The sequence below is a fragment of the Streptomyces sp. NPDC046821 genome (assembly GCF_040645335.1).
Taxonomy (GTDB): domain Bacteria; phylum Actinomycetota; class Actinomycetes; order Streptomycetales; family Streptomycetaceae; genus Streptomyces.
Genome location: NZ_JBEYYB010000005.1, coordinates 282,627 through 308,557, shown reverse-complemented (window position 1 = coordinate 308,557; position 25,931 = coordinate 282,627). Strand labels below are relative to the sequence as shown.

Here is a 25,931-nt window from a genome sequence, read left to right as displayed (position 1 = left end):
CGGGTCGCGCTAGCGCAGGCCCGTCGACCGGTTGAGCGCCGCCTGGATGAGGCGGTCCACCAGCTCCTGGTAGCTCACGCCGCTCTCCTGCCACATGCGCGGGTACATGGAGATCGGGGTGAAGCCGGGCAGCGTGTTGATCTCGTTGATCACGAACTCGCCGTCCTCCGTGAGGAAGAAGTCGGCGCGCACCAGGCCCTCGCAGGACACCGCGTCGAACGCGTCGACGGCGAGGCGCTGGACCTCGGCGGTCTGCTCGTCGGTGAGCGGCGCCGGGACGATGCCGGACGCCGAGTCGATGTACTTGGCCTCGAAGTCGTAGAAGTCGTGGGCCTGCACGGGCGGGATCTCGGCCGGGACGCTCGCGCGCGGTCCGTCCTCGAACTCCAGGACTCCGCACTCGATCTCGCGGCCGACGAGCGCCGCCTCCACGATGACCTTCGGGTCGTGGCTGCGGGCCTCCTCGATCGCCTCGTCGAGGCCGTCGAAGGAGTCGACCTTGGTGATGCCGATCGACGAGCCCGCGCGCGCGGGCTTGATGAACAGCGGCCAGCCCTGCTCGCCGATGAACTCGGCGATGCGGCGGCGGGCGCCCTCCTGGTCCTGCTCCCACTCGCGGGGCCGGATCACCAGGTAGGGGCCGACCTTGAGCCCGAACGAGGTGAACACCCGCTTCATGTAGTCCTTGTCCTGGCCGACGGCCGAGGCGAGGACACCACAGCCGACGTACGGCGTCCCGGCGAGGTCGAGCAGGCCCTGGATGGTGCCGTCCTCGCCGTACGGGCCGTGCAGGACGGGGAACACGACGTCGACGTCACCGAGGACCTTGGGCACCGAGCCCGGCTCCGTGTAGACGACCTCGCGGCTCGACGGGTCGACGGGCAGGACGACGCCGCCCTCGGGGGACTCGGCGAGGTCGGCGACGTCGGGCACCTTGCGGTCGACGATGGCCATCCGCTCGGGTTCGTCGGCCGTCAGGGCCCAACGGCCTTCCCGCGTGATGCCGATCGGCAGCACGTCGTACTTGGTGCGGTCGATGGCGCGCAGCACGGCGCCGGCGGTGACGACGGAAACGCCGTGCTCGGAGCTGCGACCGCCGAAGACGACGGCCACACGGGGCTTCTGGCCCGACGGGCGGCTGCTCTGGGGAAGGTTCTCGCTGCTCATATCGCGTTGAGCGTACCTTCTGGTAGGGGCTGAGTCAGCGTCCGGAGAGCCCGGCTTCAGCGCCGTTCGGGCTTGGCGCTGCGCGACATCATCTCCTTCAGGGCGACGACCGGCGACTTCCCTTCGTGGACGATGCCGACGACGGTCTCGGTGATCGGCATGTCTACGCCGTGTCGGCGCGCCAGGTCGAGTACCGATTCGCAGGACTTGACGCCTTCGGCGGTCTGCTTGGTGACGGCGATCGTCTCCTGGAGGGTCATGCCCTTGCCGAGGTTGGTGCCGAAGGTGTGGTTGCGCGACAGGGGCGAGGAGCAGGTGGCGACGAGGTCGCCGAGGCCCGCGAGTCCGGAGAACGTGAGCGGGTCGGCGCCCATCGCGAGGCCGAGGCGGGTGGTCTCGGCGAGGCCGCGCGTGATGAGCGAGCCCTTCGCGTTGTCGCCGAGGCCCATGCCGTCGGCGATGCCGACGGCGAGCCCGATGACGTTCTTCACGGCGCCGCCGAGTTCGCAGCCGATGACGTCGGTGTTCGTGTAGGGCCGGAAGTACGGCGTGTGGCAGGCCGTCTGGAGGCGCCGGGCGACCGCTTCGTCGCGGCAGGCGACGACGGCCGCGGCGGGCATCCGGGCGGCGATCTCGCGGGCGAGGTTGGGCCCGGTGACGATCGCGATGCGCTCCTGGCCGACCTTGGTGACGTCCTCGACGACCTCGCTCATGCGCATCGCGGAGCCGAGTTCGACGCCCTTCATGAGGGAGACGAGGACGGTGTCGGGCGCGAGCAGCGGCGCCCACTCGGCGAGGTTGGCGCGCAGCGTCTGGGAGGGCACGGCGAGGACCGTGAACTCGGCGCCGGCCGCGGCCTCGGCGGGGTCGGTGGTGGCCCGGATGTTGCCCGGGAGTTCGATGCCGGGGAGGTAGTCGGGGTTCGTACGCGTCGAGTTGACCGCTTCGACGAGTTCGGTCCTGCGCGCCCAGAGGGTGACGTCGCACCCGGCGTCGGCGAGCACCATGGCGAAGGCCGTGCCCCAGGATCCGGTTCCGAAGACGGCTGCCTTGACCGGTCGGGTCACTTGCTCTCCTCAGGACTTCCGTGCTCCAGGCCGGCCGAACCGGCCTGTTCCTCAAGGGTGTTGGACCCGACGGCCTTACGGCGCTGCTCGATCCGGGCCTCGCGCGGGTCGAACCGCCGCAGCGGGGGCTGTTCGCCGCGCAGCTCGGCGAGGAGTCCGGTGATGTCCGTCATGATGGCCTCGGTGGCCTCCTTGAGGAGTTCCGGGGTCATCTCCTTGTCGTAGAAGCGCTCCAGGTCGACGGGCTCGCCCGCGAGGACGTGGTGCGTCTTGCGCGGCCACAGGTCGGGCTTCTTCGCGTACGGGGCGAGCACCAGGTTGGCGCCCCACTGCGCGACGGGAATCACCGGGCACTTGGTCTGCAGGGCCACGCGCGCGACGCCGGTCTTGGCGGTCATGGGCCACAGGTCCGGATCGCGGGTGAGGGTGCCCTCGGGATAGAAGGCGACGCACTCCCCGCGCTCTACGGCGTCGATGGCGGCGCGGAACGCGCTGAGCGCGTTGGTGGTCTCGCGATAGACGGGAATCTGCCCGGTGCCGCGCATGACGGCGCCGATGAAGCCCTTCTTGAAGAGCCCGTGCTTGGCCAGGAATCGCGGAACGCGGCCGGTGTTGTACTGGTAGTGGGCGTACGCGAACGGGTCCAGATGCGAATTGTGGTTCACCGCGGTGATAAATCCGCCCTCGGCCGGAATGTTCTCCATTCCGCGCCAGTCCCGCTTGATCAGAACCACCAGCGGCGGTTTAGCGATGACCGCCGCCAGGCGGTACCAGAAGCCGATTCTGCGGCGGGACACTCGGTCACCTTTCTTCATGGACCTCTGGAGGCCCTCTCGGACCTGGTCAGCCGCACAAGTGTCGCCCCAGGCCGCCGGTCTGTCGAGAACACCGTACGCCCGCGCGTTTATGCGCACCTCACGCACCGGGCCACAATGTTCGCGACGCGAAGGGACGGACCTCACGTGCAGTGGACCCTGGTGATACCGCTGAAACCCCTGGCGCGGGCCAAAAGCAGGCTGGCGCCCACGGCGGGCGACGGGGTGCGTCCCGGTCTCGCGCTCGCTTTCGCGCAGGACACGGTGGCCGCGGCGACCGCGTCCGCCGGGGTGCGGGATGTGGTGGTAGTCACGGACGACGCGCTCGCGGGGCGGGAACTGGGCGCTCTGGGCGCGCTCGTCGTGCCCGACCCCCCTGCGGCGGGCCTCAACGCCGCGCTCGCGCACGGTGCGGCGACCGCGCGGGCCCGGCGCCCGGAAGCCGCGGTGGCCGCGCTGAATGCAGATCTGCCGGCCCTGCGGTCCATGGAATTGTCCCGGATTCTCGCGGTGGCCGCCCTATTTCCGCGGGCATTTCTCCCCGATGCGGCGGGAATCGGCACCACTCTTCTCACCTCTCGTCCCGGAACGGAATTGCGCCCCGCATTCGGTGGCGCATCGCGTGCCCGTCATGCCGCGTCGGGCGCCGTGGAACTCCCCTTGGTGGGCGTCGACTCCGTGCGCCAGGACGTGGACACCGGCGAGGATCTGCGGGCGGCGCTGACTCTCGGCGTCGGCCCGCGCACGGCGGGGGCGGCCGCCGGGCTGCTCATCCCCGACTGAGTACGCTGCCTTTATGCAGGCGACCGCGTACACATACGACTCCGACTCCCGCTCCGGCAGTGTGCTGCTCGACGACGGGACCCCCGTGCCCTTCGACGCCCCGGCGTTCGACGCGGGCGGCCTGCGGCTGCTGCGGCCCGGACAGCGGGTCCGTATCGAGGTCGAGGGCGAAGGGGACGCGCGGCGCATCACCTTGGTGACGCTGCAGACGTTCTGAACAGGCCTTTCTCTACGCGCACCAGACCTTTCCGTACGCGCACACACCGCGGGCCGGGCTCCCTGAGGGGAGCCCGGCCCGGCGCGTGAGGAGACCGTGAAGACGCCGTCCGTTACTTCTTGCGGGCGGTGGTGGTCTTCTTGGCAGTGGTGGTCTTGCGCGCCGTGGACTTCTTGGCGGGCGCCTTCTTGGCCGTGGCCTTCTTGGCGGGCGCCGTCTTCTTGGCGGTGGTCTTCTTCGCGGCGGTCTTCGCCGGCGCGGCCTTCTTGGCGGCGGCGGTGGTGGTCTTCTTCGCCGCTGCGGTGGTCTTCTTCGCGGCCGCCTTCTTCGCGGTCGCCGTGGTCTTCTTCGCCGTGGCCGTCGTCTTCTTGGCCGTGACCTTCTTGGCGGTGACCTTCTTCGCCGCCGTGGCCCTCTTCGCGGTGGTGGCCTTCTTGGCCGCGGCCTTCTTGACCGTCGCCGAAGCACCGCCGGTCAGGCTGCCCTTGGGCGCCTTCTTCACGGCCACGTCGTTCTTCGGGAGCTTCTTCGAGCCCGCGACGAGGTCCTTGAAGCCCTGACCGGCACGGAAACGCGGAACGGAGGTCTTCTTGACCCGCACGCGCTCACCCGTCTGCGGGTTGCGGGCGTAACGGGCCGGACGGTCGACCTTCTCGAACGAGCCGAAGCCGGTGACCGAGACCCGGTCCCCGCCGACGACGGCACGGACGATCGCGTCCAGGACCGCGTCGACAGCGTCTGCGGCCTGCTGACGGCCGCCGACCTTGTCGGCAATCGCTTCTACGAGCTGCGCCTTGTTCACGTCTTCCCCTTCGGAGACATTGCCGGAACGTATCCGCTCCGGCGTTTTCGCACGTTAGGCAGATATATACCGCAAATCAAACACGAAACGGGCTAATCACCCTTGTGCCGCAACGTACTCGGGCTGTCGCGAAGTTCCTCAGTGGTCCTCAGTTGAGAATCGACCCTCGTCGAGGTCCACCATGAATCGGTCCAGACGCCTTGCCGCATCGGCGAGATCGTGCTTGGCCGCGGCCGTAATGACCAGCAGCTTCCGGTTCAGCGCCATCCGTACGCCCTCCGGGACTTGCAGTGCACGCACTCGGGAGTGCGCTTCCTTGAGTTGGTCCGCGACTGCCGTATACAGCTGGAGTTGGCCGTCGTGTTCCATGCACAGATTGTGCCATCTGGGGCGAGTTGTCGCCTCCGCAGGGGGGTAACTGCCGTACCTGGCACGCCTTCTGGGCCCTTCGGGACCCCTTGCGCGGGGGGTGTGCACATAGGGCGCGTACCCCCTGAACCCCCTTGAAAACCAGGGCAGTTGGGGCCTTCCGCGAGCCCTCCGGGAAGCCTCCTGGGGCCGGATACGGCTGTACCCCCAACCGTCCACGATTGGGGGTACAGAGCGTTGGCGCGATGGCCGGAATCAGCCTTGCAGAGTTCAGATCTGCACGGTCTGCGGCTTGAACGAGGGTCGCTTCGACTCGTAGGCCGCGATGTCGGCCTCGCTCTGGAGCGTGATGCTGATGTCGTCCAGGCCGTTCAGCAGGCGCCAGCGGGCGTTCTCGTCGAGCTCGAAGGCCGCGGTGACGCCCTCGGCGCGCACCTCGCGCGCCTCGAGGTCGACCGTGATCTCGGCCTGGGGGTCGTTCTCGACGAGGGTCTGGAGCTGGTCCACGACGTCCTGGTCGAGTACGACGGTCAGCAGGCCGTTCTTCAGCGAGTTACCGCGGAAGATGTCGGCGAAGCGGGAGGAGATGACGGCCTTGAAGCCGTAGTTCTGCAGGGCCCACACCGCGTGCTCGCGAGAGGAGCCGGTGCCGAAGTCGGGACCGGCCACCAGGACCGTGGCACCCTCTCGTTCGGCCTTGTTCAGCACGAACTCGGGGTCCTTGCGCCAGGCCTCGAAGAGCCCGTCCTCGAAGCCGTCCCGGGTGACCTTCTTCAGCCAGTGGGCGGGGATGATCTGGTCGGTGTCGACGTTGCTGCGGCGCAGCGGGACGGCCCGGCCGGTGTGCGTGGTGAATGCTTCCATGGCTGATCAGACTCCAGCGGGCGTACGGTCGTCGGACAGGTCGGCCGGGGAGGCCAGGTGACCGAGAACGGCGGTGGCGGCGGCGACCTGAGGCGAGACGAGGTGGGTACGGCCGCCCTTGCCCTGCCGGCCCTCGAAGTTACGGTTCGAGGTGGACGCGGAGCGCTCGCCGGGGGCGAGTTGGTCGGGGTTCATGCCCAGGCACATCGAGCAGCCCGCGTGCCGCCACTCGGCGCCGGCCTCCTTGAAGACCTTGTCCAGGCCCTCGGAGACGGCCTGCAGGCCCACGCGCGCCGAGCCCGGCACGACCAGCATCCGTACGCCGTCGGCGACTTTGCGGCCCTCGACGATCGCGGCGACGGCCCGCAGGTCCTCGATGCGGCCGTTGGTGCAGGAACCTACGAAGACGGTGTCGACCTTGACCTCGCGCAGCGGCTGCCCGGCGGTCAACCCCATGTATTCCAGGGCCTTTTCGGCGGCGAGGCGCTCCGAAGCGTCCTCGTACGAAGCAGGATCGGGGACGTTCGCCGACAGGGGCGCGCCCTGGCCCGGGTTGGTGCCCCAGGTGACGAACGGCGACAGCGCGGCGGCGTCGATGACGACCTCGGCGTCGAAGACCGCGTCGTCGTCCGACTTCAGCGTCTTCCAGTACGCGACCGCGGCGTCCCAGTCCTCGCCCTTGGGGGCGTGTGTGCGGCCCTCGAGGTAGGCGAAGGTGGTCTCGTCGGGGGCGATCATGCCCGCGCGGGCACCGGCCTCGATCGACATGTTGCAGATGGTCATGCGGGCTTCCATCGAGAGTTTCTCGATGGCGGAGCCGCGGTACTCCAGGATGTAGCCCTGGCCGCCGCCGGTGCCGATCTTCGCGATGATGGCGAGGATCAGGTCCTTGGCGGTGACACCCTCGGGCAGGTCGCCGTCGACGGTGATGGCCATCGTCCTCGGACGGTCCAGCGGCAGCGTCTGGGTGGCCAGGACGTGCTCGACCTGGGAGGTGCCGATGCCGAAGGCCAGACCGCCGAACGCGCCGTGCGTGGAGGTGTGGGAGTCGCCACACACGACGGTCATGCCGGGCTGGGTCAGACCCAGCTGCGGGCCGACGACGTGCACGACGCCCTGCTCGACGTCGCCCAGCGAGTGCAGGCGCACACCGAACTCCGCGGCGTTCTTGCGCAGCGTCTCCAGCTGGGCGCGCGAGACCGGGTCGGCGATCGGCTTGTCGATGTCGAGGGTCGGGGTGTTGTGATCCTCCGTCGCGATGGTGAGGTCGAGCCGCCGCACCTTGCGACCGCTCTGCCGCAGACCGTCGAAGGCCTGCGGGCTGGTCACCTCGTGCAGCAGGTGCAGATCGATGAAGAGGAGATCGGGCTCGCCCTCGGCGCGCCGGACGACGTGGTCGTCCCAGACCTTCTCCGCGAGTGTCCTACCCATCGCTTTCCCTCCGGCCGGCTTCTTGAGCCGGCCCAACTAGAGATCGTGGTCGCCGACGTCCGTACCCCTCGTACCGGACGTGAACGTCCCGGCCCGTTTGGTTCGCGAGCCGCTGTCAGTACCAGAGTGGCAAGTTCCACGGGAAATTGAACTTGCGTTTCACAGAGTGAGACGCGAGTATCGACGCATGGACAACTCTAGCGGCGTCGGCGTTCTGGACAAGGCGGCCCTTGTTCTCAGCGCCCTGGAGTCCGGTCCGGCCACCCTCGCAGGGCTGGTCGCGGCGACCGGACTGGCACGACCCACGGCCCACCGTCTCGCGGTGGCTCTCGAGCACCACCGCATGGTGGCGCGTGACATGCAGGGCCGTTTCATTCTCGGCCCGCGGATGGCCGAGCTGGCCGCCGCGGCGGGCGAGGACCGTCTCCTCGCGACGGCGGGCCCGGTACTGACCCACCTCCGTGACGTGACGGGCGAGAGCGCGCAGCTCTATCGCCGGCAGGGCGACATGCGTATCTGCGTGGCCGCCGCCGAGCGCCTGTCCGGCCTTCGGGACACCGTCCCGGTGGGCTCCACGCTCACGATGAAGGCCGGCTCCTCGGCACAGATCCTGATGGCCTGGGAGGAGCCCGAGCGCCTCCACCGCGGCCTCCAGGGCGCCCGCTTCACGGCGACGGCCCTGTCGGGCGTACGACGCCGCGGCTGGGCCCAGTCGATCGGAGAGCGCGAGCCGGGCGTCGCGTCCGTCTCAGCGCCCGTACGCGGCCCTTCCAACCGTGTCGTGGCGGCGGTCTCGGTCTCCGGACCGATCGAGCGCCTGACGCGCCACCCGGGCCGGATGCACGCGCAGGCCGTGATCGACGCGGCCGGCCGCCTCTCCGAGGCCCTGCGCCGCTCCGGCTGACCCTCTCCTCCACCGCCACGTGCCCGCTCGGGCCGGTCGCCCCAACGCCGCGGCGACCGGCCCGAGTTGAGGCCGTGGCGAACCAGTTCGTGAAGCTGAACACAAAGAAGAGGCCCTCCCCTGCTGGGGAGGGCCTCTTGCTGTGCTGTACCCCCGACCGGATTCGAACCGGCGCTACCGCCTTGAGAGGGCGGCGTGCTAGGCCGCTACACAACGGGGGCATGGATCTTGTCGGTGACGCGATCCAGCTGGGCTACCAGGACTCGAACCTAGAACAAAGGAACCAGAAACCTTCGTGTTGCCAATTACACCATAGCCCACTGCGATCCAAGCCTTTCGGCCTGTGATCAGTACCCCCGACCGGATTCGAACCGGCGCTACCGCCTTGAGAGGGCGGCGTGCTAGGCCGCTACACAACGGGGGCCCTAGCGATCCTGCATGAGACACAGCGGGTGCGACCCGGACTGTCCCCCTGGGAAGGATCTGTACCCCCGACCGGATTCGAACCGGCGCTACTGCCTTGAGAGGGCAGCGTGCTAGGCCGCTACACAACGGGGGCTTTGCGGATCTGGAATCCGCGATGCAGATAAGCTCTGCGAGCTGGCCTACCAGGACTCGAACCTAGACTAACGGAACCAGAAACCGTCGTGCTGCCAATTACACCATAGGCCATCAAAACACAACCCCTTGCGGGGTTCTTTTTGAGTTGCGCTTCCGGTTCCGGCCTCTCGGCCCGTTCCCCTCGGCGCAGGAAGAACATTACCTGAAGGTGGACGGCGCTCCAAAACGGGTATCCGGCGCCAGGAGCGCGGGGAGCTGGTCGAGGCCTGTGATGCGGGTGAGTTCGGGCCGGCCGCCGGTCTTCGCGCGGTCCAGCCAGATGCCCGCGAGCCCCGCTTCCATCGCGCCGCGGGCGTCGGTGTCGGGCTGGTCGCCGACGTACGCGACCTGGTGCGGGGGCAGTTCCAGGGCGTCGCACGCGGCGTGGAAGGCGGCGGCCTCAGGCTTGGCCACGCCCAGTTCGGCGGCGCAGACGACGGCCTCGAAGCGGTCCCTGACGCCGAGGACGCGCAGCTTGCGGTCCTGGTTGTGGAGCGAGGAGTTCGACAGGACCGCGTGCCGGTAGCGGTCCGCGAGCAGGTCGAGTGCGGGGACGGCGTCGGGGAACAGGGCCCAGGCGGCCTCGTAATGGACGATGTAGCGCCTGAACCAGGCGTCGGCCTCGGCGTCTTCCATGTCCTCAGGCGCGCGCCCCACAAAGGCGCGTACGCGGTCCCTGCGCTGGCCCTCCCAGTCGGTCTCGCCCGCCTCGAAGCGTGCCCAGTGCTCGCGCGTGATCTCGCGCCAACGGGCGAGGGCCTGGCCGACGGAGGTGAATCCGTCGGCCAGGCCCTCGGCCCGCAGATGGTCGCGCAGTCCGGCGCGGTCGGCATTGGCGTAGTCGAAGATCGTGTCGTCTACGTCCCAGAGGACTGCGCGGATCGGCATGTGTCGACCGTAACTCCCACTTACGTGGTTATGCCGCCAGCTTTGCCAGGGCCGCGTCGATGCGGGCCAGCGACTTCTCCTTGCCCAGGATCTCCAGGGACTCGAAGAGAGGCAGGCCGACCGTGCGGCCGGTGACGGCGACGCGGACCGGGGCCTGCGCCTTGCCGAGCTTCAGGCCGTGCTCCTCGCCGGCGGCCAGGACGGCCTCCTTGAGGGCCTCGGCGGACGTCCAGTCGGCGGCGTCGAGCTTGGCGCGGGCCGTGGTCAGCAGGGCGGCCGGGTCGCCCTTCATGGCCTTGGTCCAGGACGCCTCGTCCTCCACCGGCTCCTTCAGGAACAGGAAGTCGACGTTGGCCGTGATGTCGGACAGGACGGTGACGCGGGTCTGCGCGTGGGGGGCGATGGCCTCCCAGGCCGCCTGGTCGAAGTCCTCGGGCGCCCAGTTGGCGAACGGGGCGCGCAGCCACGGCTCGCAGGCCGCCGCGAACGCCTTCACGTCCAGCATCCGGATGTGGTCGCCGTTGATCGACTCGGCCTTCTTGAGGTCGAAGCGGGCCGGGTTGGCGTTGACGTCCGCGAGGTCGAACTTCGCGACCATGTCCTCGATGGAGAACACGTCCTGGTCGGCGGAGAAGGACCAGCCGAGCAGGGACAGGTAGTTGAGCAGGCCCTCGGGCAGGAAGCCGCGCTCGCGGTACAGGTTGAGCGAGGCCTGCGGGTCGCGCTTGGAGAGCTTCTTGTTGCCCTCGCCCATGACGTACGGCAGGTGGCCGAACTCGGGGATCGCCTTGGCGACGCCGAGCTCGATCAGGGCCTTGTAGAGGGCGATCTGGCGCGGGGTGGAGGAGAGCAGGTCCTCGCCGCGCAGGACGTGGGTGATCTCCATCAGGGCGTCGTCGACCGGGTTGACCAGCGTGTACAGCGGGGCGCCGTTGGCACGCACGATGCCGTAGTCCGTGACGTTCTCCGCCTGGACGGTGATCTCGCCGCGGACCAGGTCGGTGAAGGTCGTGGCCTCGTCGGGCATCCGGAAGCGGACGATGTGGCTGCGCCCCTCGGCCTCGTACGCCTGCTTCTGCTCGGCGGTGAGGTCGCGGCAGTGGCCGTCGTAGCCGGACGGCTTGCCGGCGGCGCGGGCGGCCTCGCGGCGGGTGTCCAGCTCCTCGGTGGTGCAGTAGCAGGGGTAGGCGTAGCCGGCGGCGAGGAGCTTCTCGGCGACGTCCTTGTAGATGTCCATGCGCTGCGACTGGCGGTACGGGGCGTGGGGGCCGCCGACCTCGGGGCCCTCGTCCCAGTCGAAGCCGAGCCAGCGCATCGAGTCGAGCAGCTGCTCGTACGACTCCTCGGAGTCGCGGGCCGCGTCGGTGTCCTCGATGCGGAAGACGAGGGTGCCCTGGTTGTGCCGGGCGTAGGCCCAGTTGAAGAGGGCGGTGCGCACCAGGCCCACGTGGGGGTTACCGGTGGGCGACGGGCAGAAACGGACGCGTACAGGTGCGCTAGCCACGCTTGACAACCTTGTTGGTGAGAGTGCCGATGCCTTCGATGGTGACGGCGACCTCGTCGCCGACGTTGAGCGGGCCGACCCCTTCCGGGGTGCCCGTGAGGATCACGTCGCCGGGGAGCAGCGTCATGGCCTCGGAGATGTTGACGATCAGGTCCTCGATGGAGTGCGTCATCTGGGACGTGCGGCCGAGCTGGCGCTGCTGTCCGTTGACGGTGCACTGGATCGTCAGATCGCTGGGGTCGACATCCGTCTCCACCCAGGGGCCGAGCGGGCAGGAGGTGTCGAAGCCCTTGGCCCTGGCCCACTGCTTCTCGCGCTTCTGGACGTCGCGCGCGGTGACGTCGTTCGCGCAGGTGTAGCCGAGGATGACGTCCTTGACGCGCTCGCGCGGGACCTCGCGGCACATACGGCCGATGACCACGGCGAGTTCGGCCTCGTGGTGCAGTTCCTGCGAGAAGGAGGGGTACGCGATCTCGTCGCCGTGGCCGATCACCGAGGTGGACGGCTTGAAGAACGCGAAGGGGGTGTCGGGGACCTCGTTGCCCAGTTCCTTCGCGTGCGCCGCGTAGTTGCGGCCGAAGGCGACGACCTTGTTGGGGAGCACCGGCGGCAGGAGCCTGACCTTGCTCAGCGGGACCTTCGTGCCGGAGAGCTCGAAGTCCGCGAACGGGATGCCCTTGATGATGTCGAGGACAAGCTCGTCGGGCTTGTCGCCCTCGACCGCGCCGAAGGCGACATTGCCGTCGATGGAGAATCTGGCGATCCGCACTTGTTGGCTGCGCCCCTTTTCTTGCTTATGCCTGGTGGAGTGTGTTGCTTCAGGCTAGCGCGGGAGGGGTGTCTGGGGCTCATTGCCCGTCTGGCCGCCGGTGGGGGCTTGTCGCGCAGTTCCCCGCGCCCCTTGCGGGGCGCATCTTGCCGGGGGTGCCGGCCTCAGGCGGCCGTGGTGACCTCCGGGGCCACCATCAGGATCGTGCGGCGGGGGTTTGCCGTCTGGGTGGGGAGGTCGACGGAGTGCTCCGGCTGCTCCGGTGCCGTCTGCAGCTCGTCGGCGTCCTTGAGGTGCGCCAGCGTCGTGCGCCGCGGGTTGGCAATGTTGCGGAACATCGCGGAGTTCACAGTCTTCATCTGTCGCTCAAGACCTTGTCGGTTGCGGGCGCCCCTCGGGGCGCCGGTTGTCGGATTCGCCATCCCTTGCAAACCGTCAGGCTAAACATCTGATTCCCGCCGAAAGCGAGGTCGGGGCCGTGTTCATCATGTGAGTTTGCTCACCAGAGGGCGGGCATACGTATCAATTCGGACCCGATTCGCGCCCCACGGAAACCGACATTCCCCCACTGAAGCCACCATTCCGCTGCCGATCATGGCGACTGGGACACCCCCGGAGCACGGGTGGAACGTCGGGGAAAGTCCGTTATCAACGGGATCTGTTTCTACGTCTCGTGATCTCTCCCTCACGTGGCGTGACGCTGGTCGCACCCTGACTCGCGGCCCTTGTTGGAGATCCTGCACTGTGCTGGAATTCCCGGGACCGCCGCGAGATCGAGCCGGCGCGCACGGGGCGCAACGCAGCGCCGAGTCGCGGCGGAAAGGGGGAGGAGCGCGGTCACCGACGACCGACAGGGGGCGTGTCAGCTCGCCCCGAACTACGCCGACACCGTCTCGTCCGCGCACGCGGGGGGACGCCTGGTCCAGAGGTTGCGACGCTAGTGCAGGGACGTAAGAACAGGGATGGCAGCGCTGCGCCGGAGCCGGAGCCGCGCGGCGGGACTGGCCCGATGACAGGCAGTTCCTCTCCCCAGCACGCCCATAACCCGGGCCGGACCGCGTCCGTCGACGGCAGTACGGGACCGTCGGCCGGCAGCGCGCCCAAGGCCGCTCCGAGGCCGAAGGGCCCGAGTGGCCCCGGCTCCCGAATAGCTCTGCGCAACTGGCGTATCTCCACCCGCCTCGTGTCGCTGCTCGCTCTGCCCGTGGTCGCCGCGACCTCCCTCGGCGGACTGCGTATCGCCGAGTCGATGAGCGACATCCAGCAGCTCGACAACATGAAGCTGCTCACGGACATGACGAAGCAGGCCACCGAGCTGGCCTCCGCGCTCCAGGAGGAGCGCGACCAGTCGGCCGGTCCGCTGGCCAACGGCGGCAAGGCGACCGACGACTACACCGTCATGGGCGCGCGTGAGAAGACCGACCGCGCGCGCAAGGCCTTCATGGAAGGCACGTACGAGATCACCGACGGGACCAGCAACAGCGGTCTCGACGGTGTGCAGGACCACGTCACGCAGATCGCCGGCCAGCTCAACAACCTCAAGGGCATCCGGCAGGACGCGTACAAGGAACGTACGACCTCGTCGCAGACGATCGACGCGTACAGCCGTCTCGTCGAGCAGCTCCTGTCGCTCTCCACCGACATGGCGCAGGCGACCAGCAACCCCGAGATGATCAAGCGCACGCGCGCCCTGGCGTCGTTCTCCTCCGCCAAGGAGTACGCGTCCGTGCAGCGCGCCATCATCGCGGCCGCCCTCCCGCCGAACAAGCAGGACTACGGCAAGCTCTCCGAGACCGACCGCCGCTACGGCGAGTCCGCGCTGGAGAACCAGGAAGCCGACCTCAAGGGCTTCAGCTCCGTCTACGGCAATGTCGCCGCCACCGAGCTGATGAAGCCCATCGACTCGGGCAACGCGACGATCAAGGCCGCCGACGAGTACGCCCGCCGCGCTCTCAGCCAGGAGGGCGGCATCCGGCTCCAGGACAAGCGGTCCTACAAGGACTGGGTCGACGCGGACAGCCAGCGTCTGCAGGAAATGTCCAAGATCGAGCTGACGCTGCTGAACCAGATGGAACAGCAGGCCCGTGAGCTGCGTAACGAGTCCGAGCGCACGGCCATCATCAACGGTGCGCTGATCCTGCTCGTCCTCGGCGTCTCGCTCGTCGGCGCGTTCGTCGTGGCCCGGTCCATGATCCGTTCGCTGCGCCGGCTCCAGGACACCGCGACCAAGGTGGCCCAGGACCGTCTGCCCGAGCTGGTCAAGCAGCTCTCCGAGTCGGACCCGCAGGACATCGACACCTCCGTCGAGTCCGTCGGTGTGCACTCGCGCGACGAGATCGGCCAGGTGGCCTCGGCCTTCGACGACGTGCACCGCGAGGCGGTCCGTCTCGCCGCCGAGCAGGCCCTCCTGCGGGGCAACGTCAACGCGATGTTCACCAACCTCTCGCGCCGTTCGCAGGGTCTGATCCAGCGCCAGCTCTCGCTCATCTCCGAGCTGGAGTCGCGCGAGGCCGACCCCGACCAGCTGTCGTCGCTGTTCAAGCTCGACCACCTCGCGACCCGTATGCGTCGTAACGGTGAGAACCTCCTCGTCCTCGCCGGTGAGGAGCCCGGCCGCCGCTGGACCCGCCCGGTCCCGCTGGTCGACGTGCTCCGCGCCGCCGCCTCCGAGGTGGAGCAGTACGAGCGCATCGAGCTGGCATCGGTGCCGTCGACCGACGTCGCCGGCCGCGTCGTCAACGACCTCGTGCACCTGCTCGCCGAGCTGCTCGAGAACGCCACGTCGTTCTCCTCGCCGCAGACGAAGGTCAAGGTCACCGGTCACGCGCTGCCCGACGGCCGTGTGCTGATCGAGATCCACGACACCGGCATCGGCCTCTCCCCCGAGGACCTCGCGGCGATCAACGAGCGGCTCGCGTCGCCGCCCACCGTGGACGTGTCGGTCTCGCGCCGCATGGGTCTGTTCGTGGTCGGCCGTCTGTCGCAGCGTCACGGCATCCGTATCCAGCTCCGCCCGTCCGACTCCGGCGGCACGACGGCGCTCGTCATGCTGCCCGTCGACGTCGCCCAGGGCGGCAAGAAGCTGCCCGGCAAGGGAGCTCCCGGCAAGGGCGGCCCCGGTGCGTCCGGCGGTCCCGTCGCGTCGCAGGCCGCCGCCGGTGTGGCCGCCGCGCGACGCGGGACGGCCACTGGTGGCCCGGCCCTGCAGGGCGGTCCCGGTGGCGCGGGCCGGCTGAACGCCGGTCCCGGCGCGGCGCGTCCGCAGGTGGCGGGCTCGGGTCCGCGCGCGGCGCTGCCCAGCCGTGACGGCAACGGCCCGCAGATCTCGCCGTCGCCCCAGAAGCCGCAGGCACCGCAGGCACCCCAGCCGCAGCAGGGCCGTCCGGCCGTGGCCGGCGCGTTCGGCGCGCAGGGTCTGCAGGGCGGTCCCGGCCAGGGTCAGCCACAGGGTCAGGGTCAGGGTCAGGGCCTGAACGGTCCTGTGCCGCCGCAGCAGCGGACGAACCCGGCTCCCGAGCAGGGTCAGCGTCCGGTTCTGCCGCCGCGTGGCGGGCCGCGCGCCGAGCTGCCCGGGGGCAACCCCCAGCCGCGGGTGCCGAGTTGGGGCAACGACGACGCGCCGGCCCCGGTGCCGCGCGCCTCGCTCGACACGCCTCGCGGGCACGAGGAGCCGGACTCCACGACGCAGTTCCCGCGGATCGACGACACGCAGGGTCCCGGTTCGACGGCCGAGTTCGCCCGGCCCGACTTCGACGGACCGATGCCCGGCGCTCCGGCCCCGCACGACCAGGGCCAGGGGCAGAACCAGGGCCAGGGTCTGGGCTTCGACGGCTTCGGTCAGGGTCAGGGCCAGGTTCAGGGTCCGAACGACGGTCCCTTCGTCCGTAACGACGTGTTCGGCGGTCCGCAGAGCCAGTCGCAGAACCCGAACCACCAGCAGACGCAGGGCCCGGGTCAGGGCCAGGGTCCGGGTCAGGACCACCTGACCGGCCAGTTCGCGGCACCCGCTCCCGCCTTCGACGACGAGCTGCGCCCCGTCCAGCAGGACCCGTCCACCACGGGCCAGTTCGCGACGGGCCAGTTCTCCGGCGGGCAGTTCGCCGGCCGGGGCCAGGACGCGCTGGGGCAGGACCCGCTCGGCCAGGACCCCCTCGGCCAGGGCGACAGCGACGTCTTCGGGCAGCAGTCGCAGGGCCGTCGTGGCGGTCCGGCGCGTGACCTGGCGCCGCTCGGTGCGGGTGACGCGAACGACTTCTCCGCGCCGCGCGCCGGCGGTCATGACGCCCTGGACGAGAGCGTCCCGCTGCAGCCCGAGGCTCGCCCCGACCGGCAGGACGCCCTGCCGGCCGCCGGCCCCGGTGACGGCCGTACGCCGCTGTTCGACACCCTCGAGACCAACTGGTTCCAGGGTCAGCAGGCGTCCCGGCAGTCCGCGCCGCAGCAGCCGGAGCAGCCCGAGCAGCCGCAGGGCCCCAGCTCCCGGCAGCACAACGGCCGCGCCGGTTCGGGCCTGCCGCAGCGCTCGCCGCAGCAGCAGTCCCCGGCGTCGCCGTCCACCCCCGCGTCCGCCCCGCCGGCGGCCGCGCCCCAGCAGGCCCAGGCGCCCGCCAACTGGCGCCAGTCGCCCAACGACGAGCTCGGCCGGCAGGCCGAGCGGGTCCGCCAGCCCTCGGCCGGCGGGGTCACCGTCTCCGGGCTCCCGCGTCGCGTCCCGCGTGCGAACCTCGTCGCGGGTACGGCTCAGCAGCAGCAGCACCAAAGTGGTCCGCAGGTCTCACGTTCGCCTGACGACGTTCGTGGCCGGCTGACCAATCTCCGTCGGGGCATCCAGCAGGGCCGCCAGGCCGGTTCGGGCCAGACCGGCAGCTTCCCCAGCCCCACTCACCAGCAGGAGCGTTAGTTGACCCAGATGAGCCAGGCGGCACAGAACCTGAACTGGTTGATCACCAACTTCGTGGACAACACGCCGGGGGTCTCCCACACCGTCGTCGTGTCCGCGGACGGCCTGCTGCTCGCCATGTCGGAGGGGTTCCCCCGGGACCGCGCCGACCAGTTGGCCGCCGTCGCGTCGGGCCTCACCTCGCTGACCGCGGGCGCGTCCCGCATCTTCGAGGGCGGCACGGTGTCCCAGACCGTGGTGGAGATGGAGCGCGGCTTCCTCTTCCTGATGTCGGTCTCCGACGGTTCGTCCCTCGCGGTGCTCGCGCACCCCGAGTGCGACATCGGCCTCGTCGGCTACGAGATGGCGCTGCTCGTGGACCGCGCGGGTTCCGTGCTCACCCCCGATCTCCGCGCCGAGCTGCAGGGAAGCCTGCTGCACTAGTCACGCCCTCCCCCACACGCACGTACGACCGCACCGTCAGGCCGCCAGCGTCCCCCCACCGGCCGCGTCAGACGGCATGCAGACCACCTGCTGTCTAGCCCGGAGGATCCATGACCCCGCCCACCGCCTCTCACGATCCGTACGGCGTAGCTCCGCACGCCGCGTACGGTCCTGAAGGCGACCAGCCACTGGTGCGTCCTTACGCCATGACCGGTGGCCGGACGCGGCCGCGCTACCAGCTCGCCATCGAGGCCCTCGTCAGCACGACGGCCGACCCGGCGCAGCTGATCGGGCTGCTCCCCGAGCACCAGCGCATCTGCACCCTCTGCCGCGAGGTCAAGTCGGTGGCCGAGGTATCGGCCCTGCTGTCGATGCCTCTCGGTGTGGCCCGGATCCTGGTCGCGGACCTGGCGGAAGCGGGACTGGTGGCGATCCACCAGCCCGGCGGCGACGAGAACGCCGGCGGCCAGCCTGACGTGACACTGCTCGAAAGGGTGCTCAGTGGACTTCGCAAGCTCTAACGGCGGAGGCGGCCGTTCCACCACCTCCGCGAAGATCGTGGTGGCCGGCGGCTTCGGCGTCGGAAAGACCACGTTCGTGGGCGCCGTCTCCGAGATCAACCCGCTGCGCACCGAGGCCGTCATGACCTCCGCCTCGGCGGGCATCGACGACCTCACGCACACCGGGGACAAGACCACCACGACGGTGGCCATGGACTTCGGCCGCATCACGCTGGACCAGGACCTCATCCTGTACCTGTTCGGTACGCCGGGTCAGGACCGCTTCTGGTTCATGTGGGACGACCTCGTGCGCGGCGCCATCGGCGCGATCGTGCTGGTCGACACGCGCCGTCTCGCCGACTGCTTCCCGGCCGTCGACTACTTCGAGAACTCGGGCCTGCCCTTCGTCGTCGCCCTCAACGGCTTCGAGGGACACCAGCCCTACACTCCCGACGAGGTCCGCGAGGCCCTGCAGATCGGCCCCGACACCCCGATCATCACCACCGACGCCCGTCACCGCGCGGATGCCAAGAGTGGCCTGATCACGCTGGTCGAGCACGCCCTGATGGCCCGTCTGCGGTAGCGGTACCGCCGGAAAACCGGCCACCAAGTGGCTAGATCCATACGGCAGTTGTCGTAGTGAACCCGGAGGCCCCTGTGTCCTTTGACACGGTCGGCCTCCGGGTTCATAACGTTTCGACAGAGAATTGGCGCCTCGCCGACACAGGTCGCGCACACCCGGTTCCACTGCGCTCACATGCGCCACGCCTTTTGGCGGACCTCGCTCTTTATGACCGTTTTATGTGGGGCATACGTCACTCGGAGCTTCCGGTTCCGAGTGTTTGGAAGAGAACCGGCTGACGTGCTGGAATGCGCTGAACTGCCCAGTAGGTAAGGGCTCTGGAGAGACAGCGGCACAACGTAGGTGCCGACGCCGAGAGGTTGTTGGTCGAGTGAGGCGAAGCAAGAACAGTCCCGAGCCGGCTTCGGCGCGGGGCAACTTCACCCCGCCGCCGCGTACAGCGGCGCCTGCCGCGCAGCCGCCACGGACCGAGGCCCCCGCGCCGTCCGGCGGCCGTATGTCGCCGAGCAACTGGCGTGTGCCCACCAAGCTGAACGCGATCCTGCTGATCCCCGTGCTCGTGGGTCTGATCATGGGCGGCTTCCAGGTCAAGGGCTCGATCGACACGTGGAACGAGGCCGAGGACGCCGAGCACACGGCGCGTCTGGTGCAGGCCTCGCTGACGTACGCGAACGCCCTGATCGACGAGCGTGACATCTCCGCCGCTCCGCTGCTCCTGGGCAAGCGGAACGACCCCAAGGTCCTCGACGCCCGCGCGACGACGAACGAGGCCGCCGCCGCGTTCGACGCCGCCGTGCGGACCATGCCCGCCAAGGCCGGCCTGAAGCGCCGCGTCGCGCAGTTCCGGAAGGTCGAGCCCGGCCTGGAGAAGCTGCGCGCCGCCGCCTACACGAGCAAGCTGCCCGAGGTGCAGACCGAAGAGGGCTACGTCGTCATCCAGCACCCGCTGATGGAGTTCGCCAACGAACTCGGTCTGGGCACCGGCAACATGACGAGCTACGGCCGCACGGTCTACGCGATCTCGCTGTCCAAGGCCGCGCTGTCGCTGGAGCGTTCCATCGGAATGCACCTGCTGGTCAAGCCGGGTCCGACCGCCGCCGCCTTCGGCAAGCAGAAGATCGCTCTCTCCTCCTACGCGTACCTCGAGGGCATCGCCATCGCGGAGTACCAGGGCGGTGGCACCCAGGAGGACGTCGACAAGCTCGACGCCGCCAAGAAGAAGCTGAAGGCCGACGGCGCGAAGCAGGCCAAGCAGGCCGCCGCCGACGCGCAGGCCCAGGGCCAGACCTACGTCCCGCCGCCGGCCGACCCGACGGACATGGTCGGCGCCATCGTCGCGCTGCCCTCCACCCAGCCCCTCGCCCGGCAGGCCATCGCGCAGCGCGGCGTCACCGCGCAGAACTGGTGGGCGGTCAACACCGGCAAGTTCAACGCGTACCGCGCGATCGAGTCCGACCTCGCCGACAAGGCGGTGAACGAGGCCGCCGGCATCGCCGACGACGCCAAGCGCTCCACGTTCGTCACCGGCTCCATCGTGCTGGTCGCCCTGCTCGCCGCGTTCGTCCTGGCCGGCCTGATGGCCCAGCAGATGAGCCGCTCGATGCGCCGCCTGCGCACCGCCGCGTTCGACGTCGCCGAGCAGCGCCTGCCGATGCTCGTCGACCAGCTCTCCCGTACCGACCCGGGCCGGGTCGACACCCGCGTCACGCCCATCCCGATCACCTCCACGGACGAGATCGGCGAGGTCGCCCGCGCCTTCGACCAGGTGCACCGCGAGGCCGTCCGGCTCGCCTCCGAGCAGGCGCTGCTCCGGGGCAACATCAACGCGATCTTCACCAACCTGTCGCGCCGTAACCAGTCCCTGATCGAGGGCCAGCTGACCCTCATCACGGACCTGGAGAACAACGAGGCCGAGCCGGACCAGCTGGAGAACCTCTTCAAGCTGGACCACCTCGCGACCCGTATGCGCCGCAACGGCGAGAACCTTCTCGTCCTCGCCGGCGAGGAGCCCGGCCGCCGCTGGGACCAGCCGGTCCCGCTGGTCGACGTGCTGCGCGCCGCCTCCTCCGAGGTGGAGCAGTACGAGCGCATCGAGCTGTCGGGCGTCCCGGACGCCGAGATCCACGGCCGTGCCGTGACCGACCTCGTGCACCTGCTCGCCGAGCTCCTGGAGAACGCCACCACGTTCTCCTCCCCGCAGACCAAGGTCCGCGTCACCGCGACCCGTCTTCCCGACGGCCGCGTCATGATCGAGATCCACGACAAGGGCATCGGCCTCACCGCCGAGGACTTCGCGGACATCAACCACAAGCTGGCCAACCCGCCGACCGTGGACGCCGCGATCTCGCAGCGCATGGGCCTGTTCGTGGTCGGCCGTCTGTCGGACCGGCACGGCATCCGTGTCCAGCTGCGTCCCTCGGGCGAGCAGGCCGGTACGACGTCGCTCGTCATGCTGCCGGAGCTCATCACGCACGGTGGCAGCGGCGACCAGCTTCCCGAGTCCGAGTTCACGGTCTCGTCGATGATCCCGTCGCAGTCGGCGTTCGAGCACGCGCCGCTGCGCACCGCCGCCGAGCTCGGGTTCGACGACAGCCGTTACGGCGACGTCCCGGACGACCTGCGTGACCTGGACCCCGTCGGCCGTTCGCTGATGCGCGAGGAGCGCCGCGCGGCGCTTGAGGCCCAGGCGCAGACGGGCGAGGGCGACAGCCGTCCCCTGTTCCGCGACGAGGTCGCCCCGGCCACTGTGCAGGACCCGTTCGAGCAGCCGCAGGACCCCTTCGCCCCGGCGCAGCCCGCGTACGACGACGTTCAGCAGCAGCCGTACGAGGACTCCCAGGCCGTCTACGGGACGGACCGTCAGACGTACGAGGACGAGCCCCGGAGCAACGGGTCGTACAACGACCCGTTCTTCGCCCCGCAGGACGGTCTCGCAGGCCAGGGCGGCTATGCGGAACCGGCGCAGGAGACCTACTCGGCCTTCGGGAACAGCCCGCGACGTGGTGCGCAGCACGACGACTGGCCGACGCAGAACGGCTTCCAGGAGCAGCAGCACTCCGGGTACCCCGGCCAAGCGGAATCCGCGCAGCGCGATGACGCAGGTGAGCCGGAGCGCGTAGGCTTCGACCCGCACGGTCCCGTGGCATCTGCCGGACCGGCTCCGTCCGCAACCCACTCGCTCACCGACGCCGGTCTTCCGCGGCGTGGTGGCAACGGGCAGCAGCGGCAGGTTCCGGTGACGCCGACGCCCGACCGCGGCGACAACACCACCCAGGACAACGGCAGCGGCAGCACCGACGGCGGCTCCGACGGCTGGCGCTCGTCCAACGACGAGCGCTGGGTCCGCGCGGAGCAGCTCCGCAAGCCCAAGGCCGGCGGAGTCACCGCCTCCGGCCTGCCGCGCCGGGTGCCCAAGGCCAACCTGGTCGAGGGCACGGCTGAATCGACCCCGCAGGGCGGCCCCCAGGTCTCCCGCGCGCCCGAGGACGTCAGGGGCAGGCTGAGCAACCTGCGCCGGGGCGTGCAGCGGGGACGTGAAGCAGGAATCAGTGAGACGAACGGCCAGGCCACGCACCAGCACAGTGGTCCTGACAGCACCTACAACCAGGAGCGTTAGTGTGAGCCCGATGAGCCAGGCGGCACAGAACCTGAACTGGTTGATCACCAACTTCGTGGACAACACCCCCGGGGTGTCCCACACGGTGGTGGTCTCCGCCGACGGCCTCCTTCTGGCGATGTCCGAAGGGTTCCCGCGTGACCGTGCCGACCAGCTGGCGGCCGTCGCGTCGGGTCTTACCTCGCTGACCGCGGGCGCGTCCCGCATCTTCGAGGGCGGCAGCGTGAACCAGACAGTTGTGGAGATGGAGCGAGGATTCCTCTTCATCATGTCCATCTCCGACGGTTCGTCGCTCGCGGTCCTCGCCCACCCCGAGGCGGACATTGGCCTCGTCGGGTACGAGATGGCACTTCTTGTCGACCGCGCGGGAACGGTTCTCACGCCCGACCTGCGGGCCGAGCTCCAGGGGAGCCTTCTCAACTGACAGACAGGCGGTGCGATTTCGCGTTCCGTAGCCGTAAAGTTTCGGAACGCGGCTCCACGGTGATGGTGCCCGGCACAGTTGGAGGAGGAGTACGTGGCTGGTTCTGCAACACCCCCGAGCGGTTCATCGGCGAACTGGCCCTACGGGCCTGCCCAGGGTCAGGGGCAGGGTGACGCGGCGAACCCGTACAACTTCCCCTCCGCGCCGAGCCACCAGCGGCAGCCGTACGCTCCCCAGTACCCGCCGCAGCAGCGGCAGCCGGGGCCGTACGACCAGCCGGCGGCACCGCGGATCCAGCCCGTGCAGCCGCACCGGCGGCCCGAGACGCCGGCGCCCGCCGCGAACAACCCTCTGGTGCGTCCTTACGCCATGACGGGCGGCCGCACCAGGCCGCGTTACCAGCTCGCCATCGAGGCGCTGGTGCACACCACCGCGCAGCCGCACCAGTTGCAGGGCCAGTTGCCCGAGCACCAGCGGATCTGCACCCTCTGCCGAGAGATCAAGTCGGTGGCCGAGGTCTCGGCCCTGCTCTCCATCCCCCTCGGCGTGGCCAGGATTCTCGTCGCCGACTTGGCGGAGGCGGGCCTGGTCGCCATTCATCAGCCCGGCGGCGACGAGAACGCCGGCGGCCAGCCAGACGTGACTTTGCTCGAAAGGGTGCTCAGTGGACTTCGCAAGCTCTAGCGGAGGGCCTTCCCGCTCCACCACGTCCGCGAAGATCGTGGTGGCCGGCGGCTTCGGTGTCGGCAAGACCACGTTCGTGGGCGCCGTCTCCGAGATCAACCCGCTGCGCACCGAGGCCGTCATGACGTCCGCGTCCGCGGGCATCGACGACCTCACCCACACCGGGGACAAGACCACCACGACGGTGGCCATGGACTTCGGCCGCATCACCCTCGACCAGGACCTCATCCTGTACCTCTTCGGTACGCCGGGTCAGGACCGCTTCTGGTTCATGTGGGACGACCTGGTCCGCGGCGCCATCGGCGCCGTCGTCCTCGTCGACACGCGCCGTCTCGCCGACTGCTTCCCCGCGGTCGACTACTTCGAGAACTCCGGCCTGCCCTTCGTGGTGGCGCTGAACGGCTTCGACGGCAACCAGCCGTACCAGCCGGACGAGGTCCGTGAGGCGCTGCAGATCGGGCCGGACACGCCGATCATCACCACCGACGCGCGCCACCGCGCTGACGCGAAGTCTGCGCTCATCACTCTGGTGGAGCACGCGCTGATGGCGCGTCTGCGCTAGCGCGCGGCGGCGACCCCGGACATGGGAAAGCCCCCAGTGACCTTCGGGTCACCGGGGGCTTTTTCGCCCTTCGGGCTCGTCCTCAAGCGCCGGACGGGCTGAAATTATCCCTGCCAGCTGTGCGGCGCACGGAAGCCGTGCTGGCGCTCCAGGCGGCGCCAGCCGGCCTTGTCGCGGCCGCGCAGCGCGGGGGTGTCGGTCGGTGCGGCGGCGGCGCGGGCCAGCAGGATCGCGGTCAGGGCCGCGACCTCCTCGGGCTCGGCGTGGCCCTTCTCAACGCGGATGTCGAATGCAGACATGTGCAGTGATCTCCTTGTGGGGTTACTGCGGAGGGTTGCCGTGCTTGCGCGAAGGCAGGTCGGCGTGCTTCGTGCGCAGCATGGCGAGCGAGCGGATGAGCACCTCGCGGGTCTCGGCGGGGTCGATGACGTCGTCGACCAGGCCCCGCTCGGCCGCGTAGTACGGGTGCATCAGCTCGGCCTTGTACTCCTTGACCATGCGGGTCCGCATGGCCTCGGGGTCCTCGGCGTCCGCGATCTGACGGCGGAAGATGACGTTGGCGGCGCCCTCGGCGCCCATCACGGCGATCTCGTTGGTGGGCCAGGCGTAGGTGAGGTCGGCACCGATGGACTGGGAGTCCATGACGATGTACGCACCTCCGTACGCCTTGCGCAGGATCAGCGAGATACGGGGAACCGTCGCGTTGCAGTACGCGTACAGCAGCTTGGCACCGTGCCGGATGATTCCGCCGTGCTCCTGGTCGACGCCGGGCAAAAAGCCGGGGACGTCCAGGAGGGTCACGATCGGAATATTGAAAGCGTCGCACATCTGGACGAAGCGGGCAGCTTTTTCACTGGCCTCGATGTCCAGGACGCCCGCGAGGGACGAGGGCTGGTTGGCGACGATGCCGACGACCTGACCGTCAAGGCGGGCGAGCGCGCAGATGATGTTCCGCGCCCAGCGCTCGTGGATCTCGAGGTAGTCGCCGTCGTCGACGAGCTCCTCGATGACCTTGGTCATGTCGTACGGGCGGTTGCCGTCGGCCGGGACCAGGTCGAGCAGGACGTCCGAGCGGCGCTCGGCGGGGTCCTCGGATGCCACGGTCGGCGGGTTCTCGCGGTTGTTCGAGGGCAGCATCGAGATGAGGTACCGGACCTCGGCGATGCAGGTCTCCTCGTCGTCGTACGCGAAGTGGCAGACGCCCGAGGTCTCGGCGTGCACGTCGGCGCCGCCCAGGCCGTTCTGGGTGATCTCCTCGCCGGTGACCGCCTTGACGACGTCCGGTCCGGTGATGAACATCTGCGAGGTCTCGCGGACCATGAAGACGAAGTCGGTGAGGGCGGGGCTGTAGGCCGCGCCGCCGGCGCACGGGCCGAGCATCACGCTGATCTGCGGGATGACGCCGGACGCCTTGGTGTTGCGCTGGAAGATGCCGCCGTAACCGGCGAGCGCGGAGACGCCCTCCTGGATACGGGCGCCCGCGCCGTCGTTCAGGGAGACCAGCGGGGCACCGGCCGCGATGGCCATGTCCATGATCTTGTGGATCTTCGTTGCGTGGGCCTCGCCCAGCGCGCCACCGAAGATGCGGAAGTCGTGCGCGTAGACGAAGACCGTGCGACCCTCGACCGTGCCCCAGCCGGTGATGACACCGTCGGTGTACGGCTTCTTGGTCTCCAGGCCGAAGCCGGTGGCGCGGTGCCGGCGCAGCTGCTCGACCTCGTTGAACGATCCCGCGTCGAGCAGCAGCTCGATCCGCTCACGCGCGGTCAGCTTGCCCTTCGCGTGCTGGGCCTCGGTCGCCTTGTCGCTGGGGCCGCGCAGCGCCTGCTCGCGGATGGCGTGCAGTTCGGCCACGCGCCCGCGCGAGTCGGTGGGCTCATCTCCGGGGGCACCGGCGGAAGCGGTGTCGTCCAAAACGGTCATGTAGCGACCTTACGAAGGCGACCAAGCAAAACGGGCCGTCGACTCCGTACAGTCTCCGGCCCGTTTTCCTGGTTAGCCCGAACAGAACGTCGCCCTTATACGGCCGAAGTGACTGCTCAGGCCCCTGCCGCCTTGT

At 69.5% G+C, this 25,931-nt stretch carries 24 protein-coding genes and 5 tRNA genes; 11 read left to right on the top strand and 18 right to left on the bottom strand.

All coding sequences use genetic code 11. The features are described 5' to 3' along the window. Positions 1 to 9 precede the first annotated feature (9 nt). The 3 genes from ABZ893_RS12290 to ABZ893_RS12280 are packed head-to-tail and all read right to left on the bottom strand — an operon-like array spanning position 10 to position 3,031. Entirely contained in the window at positions 10 to 1,167 is a 1,158-nt protein-coding gene (locus ABZ893_RS12290) for a D-alanine--D-alanine ligase family protein (protein WP_361400932.1), read from the bottom strand. 56 nt (positions 1,168 to 1,223) lie between these two features. After that, positions 1,224 to 2,234, bottom strand: a complete 1,011-nt coding sequence (locus tag ABZ893_RS12285; protein WP_361400930.1) for an NAD(P)H-dependent glycerol-3-phosphate dehydrogenase — start codon at positions 2,232 to 2,234, stop codon at positions 1,224 to 1,226. Continuing rightward, positions 2,231 to 3,031, bottom strand: a complete 801-nt coding sequence (locus ABZ893_RS12280) for a lysophospholipid acyltransferase family protein (RefSeq protein WP_361400929.1) — start codon at positions 3,029 to 3,031, stop codon at positions 2,231 to 2,233. Before ABZ893_RS12280 ends, ABZ893_RS12285 begins: the two co-directional genes overlap by 4 nt. Positions 3,032 to 3,196: 165 nt before the next feature. On the opposite strand from ABZ893_RS12280, the gene cofC reads away from it, so the two are divergent. Beyond that, positions 3,197 to 3,832 (top strand): 2-phospho-L-lactate guanylyltransferase, encoded by a 636-nt coding sequence (gene cofC, locus ABZ893_RS12275; RefSeq protein WP_361400926.1) that lies wholly within the window; start codon positions 3,197 to 3,199, stop codon positions 3,830 to 3,832. A gap of 13 nt (positions 3,833 to 3,845) precedes the next feature. Beyond that, complete coding sequence (locus ABZ893_RS12270; protein WP_361400923.1) at positions 3,846 to 4,049, top strand: hypothetical protein; 204 nt, start codon at positions 3,846 to 3,848, stop codon at positions 4,047 to 4,049. 112 nt (positions 4,050 to 4,161) lie between these two features. Here ABZ893_RS12270 and ABZ893_RS12265 read toward each other — a convergent pair whose 3' ends face one another. The 4 genes from ABZ893_RS12265 to leuC all read right to left on the bottom strand — a co-directional run bounded on the left by ABZ893_RS12265 (position 4,162) and on the right by leuC (position 7,515). Then, entirely contained in the window at positions 4,162 to 4,851 is a 690-nt protein-coding gene (locus tag ABZ893_RS12265) for an HU family DNA-binding protein (RefSeq protein ID WP_361400920.1), read from the bottom strand. Between the two features lie 138 nt (positions 4,852 to 4,989). Continuing rightward, entirely contained in the window at positions 4,990 to 5,220 is a 231-nt protein-coding gene (locus ABZ893_RS12260) for a hypothetical protein (protein ID WP_361400917.1), read from the bottom strand. Between the two features lie 270 nt (positions 5,221 to 5,490). After that, entirely contained in the window at positions 5,491 to 6,084 is a 594-nt protein-coding gene (leuD, locus tag ABZ893_RS12255) for a 3-isopropylmalate dehydratase small subunit (protein ID WP_361400914.1), read from the bottom strand. Positions 6,085 to 6,090: 6 nt separating this feature from the next. Next, on the bottom strand, positions 6,091 to 7,515 hold the full coding sequence (leuC, locus tag ABZ893_RS12250) for a 3-isopropylmalate dehydratase large subunit (RefSeq protein WP_361400912.1): 1,425 nt from the start codon (positions 7,513 to 7,515) through the stop codon (positions 6,091 to 6,093). A 187-nt stretch (positions 7,516 to 7,702) separates the two neighbouring features. Between leuC and ndgR the strand changes: the two genes are divergently transcribed. Continuing rightward, positions 7,703 to 8,419: an IclR family transcriptional regulator NdgR gene (gene ndgR, locus ABZ893_RS12245; RefSeq protein WP_127829978.1), complete on the top strand. Its 717-nt coding sequence runs from the start codon at positions 7,703 to 7,705 to the stop codon at positions 8,417 to 8,419. A 148-nt stretch (positions 8,420 to 8,567) separates the two neighbouring features. Here the strand turns inward: ndgR and ABZ893_RS12240 are convergent. The 9 genes from ABZ893_RS12240 to ABZ893_RS12200 form a co-directional block, all read right to left on the bottom strand. Next, positions 8,568 to 8,640, bottom strand: a tRNA-Glu gene (locus tag ABZ893_RS12240). Positions 8,641 to 8,667: 27 nt separating this feature from the next. Further along, positions 8,668 to 8,739, bottom strand: a tRNA-Gln gene (locus ABZ893_RS12235). Between the two features lie 31 nt (positions 8,740 to 8,770). Beyond that, positions 8,771 to 8,843 (bottom strand) — tRNA-Glu (locus ABZ893_RS12230). Positions 8,844 to 8,905: 62 nt separating this feature from the next. After that, a tRNA-Glu gene (locus ABZ893_RS12225) sits at positions 8,906 to 8,978 on the bottom strand. 41 nt (positions 8,979 to 9,019) lie between these two features. After that, positions 9,020 to 9,091, bottom strand: a tRNA-Gln gene (locus ABZ893_RS12220). Between the two features lie 87 nt (positions 9,092 to 9,178). Then, the gene (locus ABZ893_RS12215) at positions 9,179 to 9,907 is read right to left on the bottom strand and encodes an HAD family hydrolase (RefSeq protein WP_361400907.1); all 729 of its coding nucleotides are present in this window, start codon (positions 9,905 to 9,907) and stop codon (positions 9,179 to 9,181) included. A 28-nt stretch (positions 9,908 to 9,935) separates the two neighbouring features. Continuing rightward, on the bottom strand, positions 9,936 to 11,411 hold the full coding sequence (gltX, locus tag ABZ893_RS12210; RefSeq protein ID WP_361400904.1) for a glutamate--tRNA ligase: 1,476 nt from the start codon (positions 11,409 to 11,411) through the stop codon (positions 9,936 to 9,938). Further along, on the bottom strand, positions 11,404 to 12,180 hold the full coding sequence (locus ABZ893_RS12205; RefSeq protein ID WP_361400901.1) for a fumarylacetoacetate hydrolase family protein: 777 nt from the start codon (positions 12,178 to 12,180) through the stop codon (positions 11,404 to 11,406). Before ABZ893_RS12205 ends, gltX begins: the two co-directional genes overlap by 8 nt. 164 nt (positions 12,181 to 12,344) lie before the next feature. Continuing rightward, entirely contained in the window at positions 12,345 to 12,539 is a 195-nt protein-coding gene (locus ABZ893_RS12200; protein WP_361400899.1) for a hypothetical protein, read from the bottom strand. A 581-nt stretch (positions 12,540 to 13,120) separates the two neighbouring features. Here ABZ893_RS12200 and ABZ893_RS12195 point away from each other — a divergent pair. From ABZ893_RS12195 to ABZ893_RS12160, 8 genes are all read left to right on the top strand, one after another. After that, entirely contained in the window at positions 13,121 to 17,080 is a 3,960-nt protein-coding gene (locus tag ABZ893_RS12195; protein WP_361400896.1) for a nitrate- and nitrite sensing domain-containing protein, read from the top strand. 9 nt (positions 17,081 to 17,089) lie between these two features. Continuing rightward, complete coding sequence (locus ABZ893_RS12190; RefSeq protein ID WP_127830076.1) at positions 17,090 to 17,503, top strand: roadblock/LC7 domain-containing protein; 414 nt, start codon at positions 17,090 to 17,092, stop codon at positions 17,501 to 17,503. 110 nt (positions 17,504 to 17,613) lie between these two features. Continuing rightward, positions 17,614 to 18,024: a DUF742 domain-containing protein gene (locus tag ABZ893_RS12185; RefSeq protein ID WP_361400894.1), complete on the top strand. Its 411-nt coding sequence runs from the start codon at positions 17,614 to 17,616 to the stop codon at positions 18,022 to 18,024. Then, the gene (locus ABZ893_RS12180; protein ID WP_361400890.1) at positions 18,005 to 18,586 is read left to right on the top strand and encodes an ATP/GTP-binding protein; all 582 of its coding nucleotides are present in this window, start codon (positions 18,005 to 18,007) and stop codon (positions 18,584 to 18,586) included. Before ABZ893_RS12185 ends, ABZ893_RS12180 begins: the two co-directional genes overlap by 20 nt. A 370-nt stretch (positions 18,587 to 18,956) precedes the next feature. Beyond that, positions 18,957 to 22,202: a nitrate- and nitrite sensing domain-containing protein gene (locus ABZ893_RS12175; RefSeq protein ID WP_361400887.1), complete on the top strand. Its 3,246-nt coding sequence runs from the start codon at positions 18,957 to 18,959 to the stop codon at positions 22,200 to 22,202. Between the two features lie 10 nt (positions 22,203 to 22,212). Next, complete coding sequence (locus ABZ893_RS12170) at positions 22,213 to 22,626, top strand: roadblock/LC7 domain-containing protein (protein WP_033321188.1); 414 nt, start codon at positions 22,213 to 22,215, stop codon at positions 22,624 to 22,626. Between the two features lie 93 nt (positions 22,627 to 22,719). Next, on the top strand, positions 22,720 to 23,310 hold the full coding sequence (locus ABZ893_RS12165) for a DUF742 domain-containing protein (RefSeq protein ID WP_361400884.1): 591 nt from the start codon (positions 22,720 to 22,722) through the stop codon (positions 23,308 to 23,310). Beyond that, complete coding sequence (locus tag ABZ893_RS12160) at positions 23,291 to 23,872, top strand: ATP/GTP-binding protein (RefSeq protein ID WP_361400881.1); 582 nt, start codon at positions 23,291 to 23,293, stop codon at positions 23,870 to 23,872. Before ABZ893_RS12165 ends, ABZ893_RS12160 begins: the two co-directional genes overlap by 20 nt. A 104-nt stretch (positions 23,873 to 23,976) precedes the next feature. Here ABZ893_RS12160 and ABZ893_RS12155 read toward each other — a convergent pair whose 3' ends face one another. Together ABZ893_RS12155 and ABZ893_RS12150 are read right to left on the bottom strand one after the other, a co-directional pair. Further along, positions 23,977 to 24,171, bottom strand: a complete 195-nt coding sequence (locus tag ABZ893_RS12155) for an acyl-CoA carboxylase epsilon subunit (protein ID WP_361400878.1) — start codon at positions 24,169 to 24,171, stop codon at positions 23,977 to 23,979. Positions 24,172 to 24,193: 22 nt separating this feature from the next. Continuing rightward, positions 24,194 to 25,795, bottom strand: coding sequence for an acyl-CoA carboxylase subunit beta (locus tag ABZ893_RS12150; RefSeq protein WP_361400875.1), 1,602 nt, complete (start codon positions 25,793 to 25,795; stop codon positions 24,194 to 24,196). Positions 25,796 to 25,931 lie beyond the last annotated feature (136 nt).

What these genes read in the sequence shown, in the direction of transcription:
- ABZ893_RS12290 (WP_361400932.1), bottom strand. Translation starts at nt 1,167, where the DNA reads ATGAGCAGCGAGAACCTTCCCCAGAGCAGCCGCCCGTCGGGCCAGAAG.
- ABZ893_RS12270 (WP_361400923.1), top strand. Translation starts at nt 3,846, where the DNA reads ATGCAGGCGACCGCGTACACATACGACTCCGACTCCCGCTCCGGCAGT.
- ABZ893_RS12260 (WP_361400917.1), bottom strand. Translation starts at nt 5,220, where the DNA reads ATGGAACACGACGGCCAACTCCAGCTGTATACGGCAGTCGCGGACCAA.
- leuD (WP_361400914.1), bottom strand. Translation starts at nt 6,084, where the DNA reads ATGGAAGCATTCACCACGCACACCGGCCGGGCCGTCCCGCTGCGCCGC.
- leuC (WP_361400912.1), bottom strand. Translation starts at nt 7,515, where the DNA reads ATGGGTAGGACACTCGCGGAGAAGGTCTGGGACGACCACGTCGTCCGG.
- ndgR (WP_127829978.1), top strand. Translation starts at nt 7,703, where the DNA reads ATGGACAACTCTAGCGGCGTCGGCGTTCTGGACAAGGCGGCCCTTGTT.
- ABZ893_RS12215 (WP_361400907.1), bottom strand. Translation starts at nt 9,907, where the DNA reads ATGCCGATCCGCGCAGTCCTCTGGGACGTAGACGACACGATCTTCGAC.
- ABZ893_RS12200 (WP_361400899.1), bottom strand. Translation starts at nt 12,539, where the DNA reads ATGAAGACTGTGAACTCCGCGATGTTCCGCAACATTGCCAACCCGCGG.
- ABZ893_RS12190 (WP_127830076.1), top strand. Translation starts at nt 17,090, where the DNA reads ATGAGCCAGGCGGCACAGAACCTGAACTGGTTGATCACCAACTTCGTG.
- ABZ893_RS12185 (WP_361400894.1), top strand. Translation starts at nt 17,614, where the DNA reads ATGACCCCGCCCACCGCCTCTCACGATCCGTACGGCGTAGCTCCGCAC.
- ABZ893_RS12170 (WP_033321188.1), top strand. Translation starts at nt 22,213, where the DNA reads ATGAGCCAGGCGGCACAGAACCTGAACTGGTTGATCACCAACTTCGTG.
- ABZ893_RS12155 (WP_361400878.1), bottom strand. Translation starts at nt 24,171, where the DNA reads ATGTCTGCATTCGACATCCGCGTTGAGAAGGGCCACGCCGAGCCCGAG.
- ABZ893_RS12150 (WP_361400875.1), bottom strand. Translation starts at nt 25,795, where the DNA reads ATGACCGTTTTGGACGACACCGCTTCCGCCGGTGCCCCCGGAGATGAG.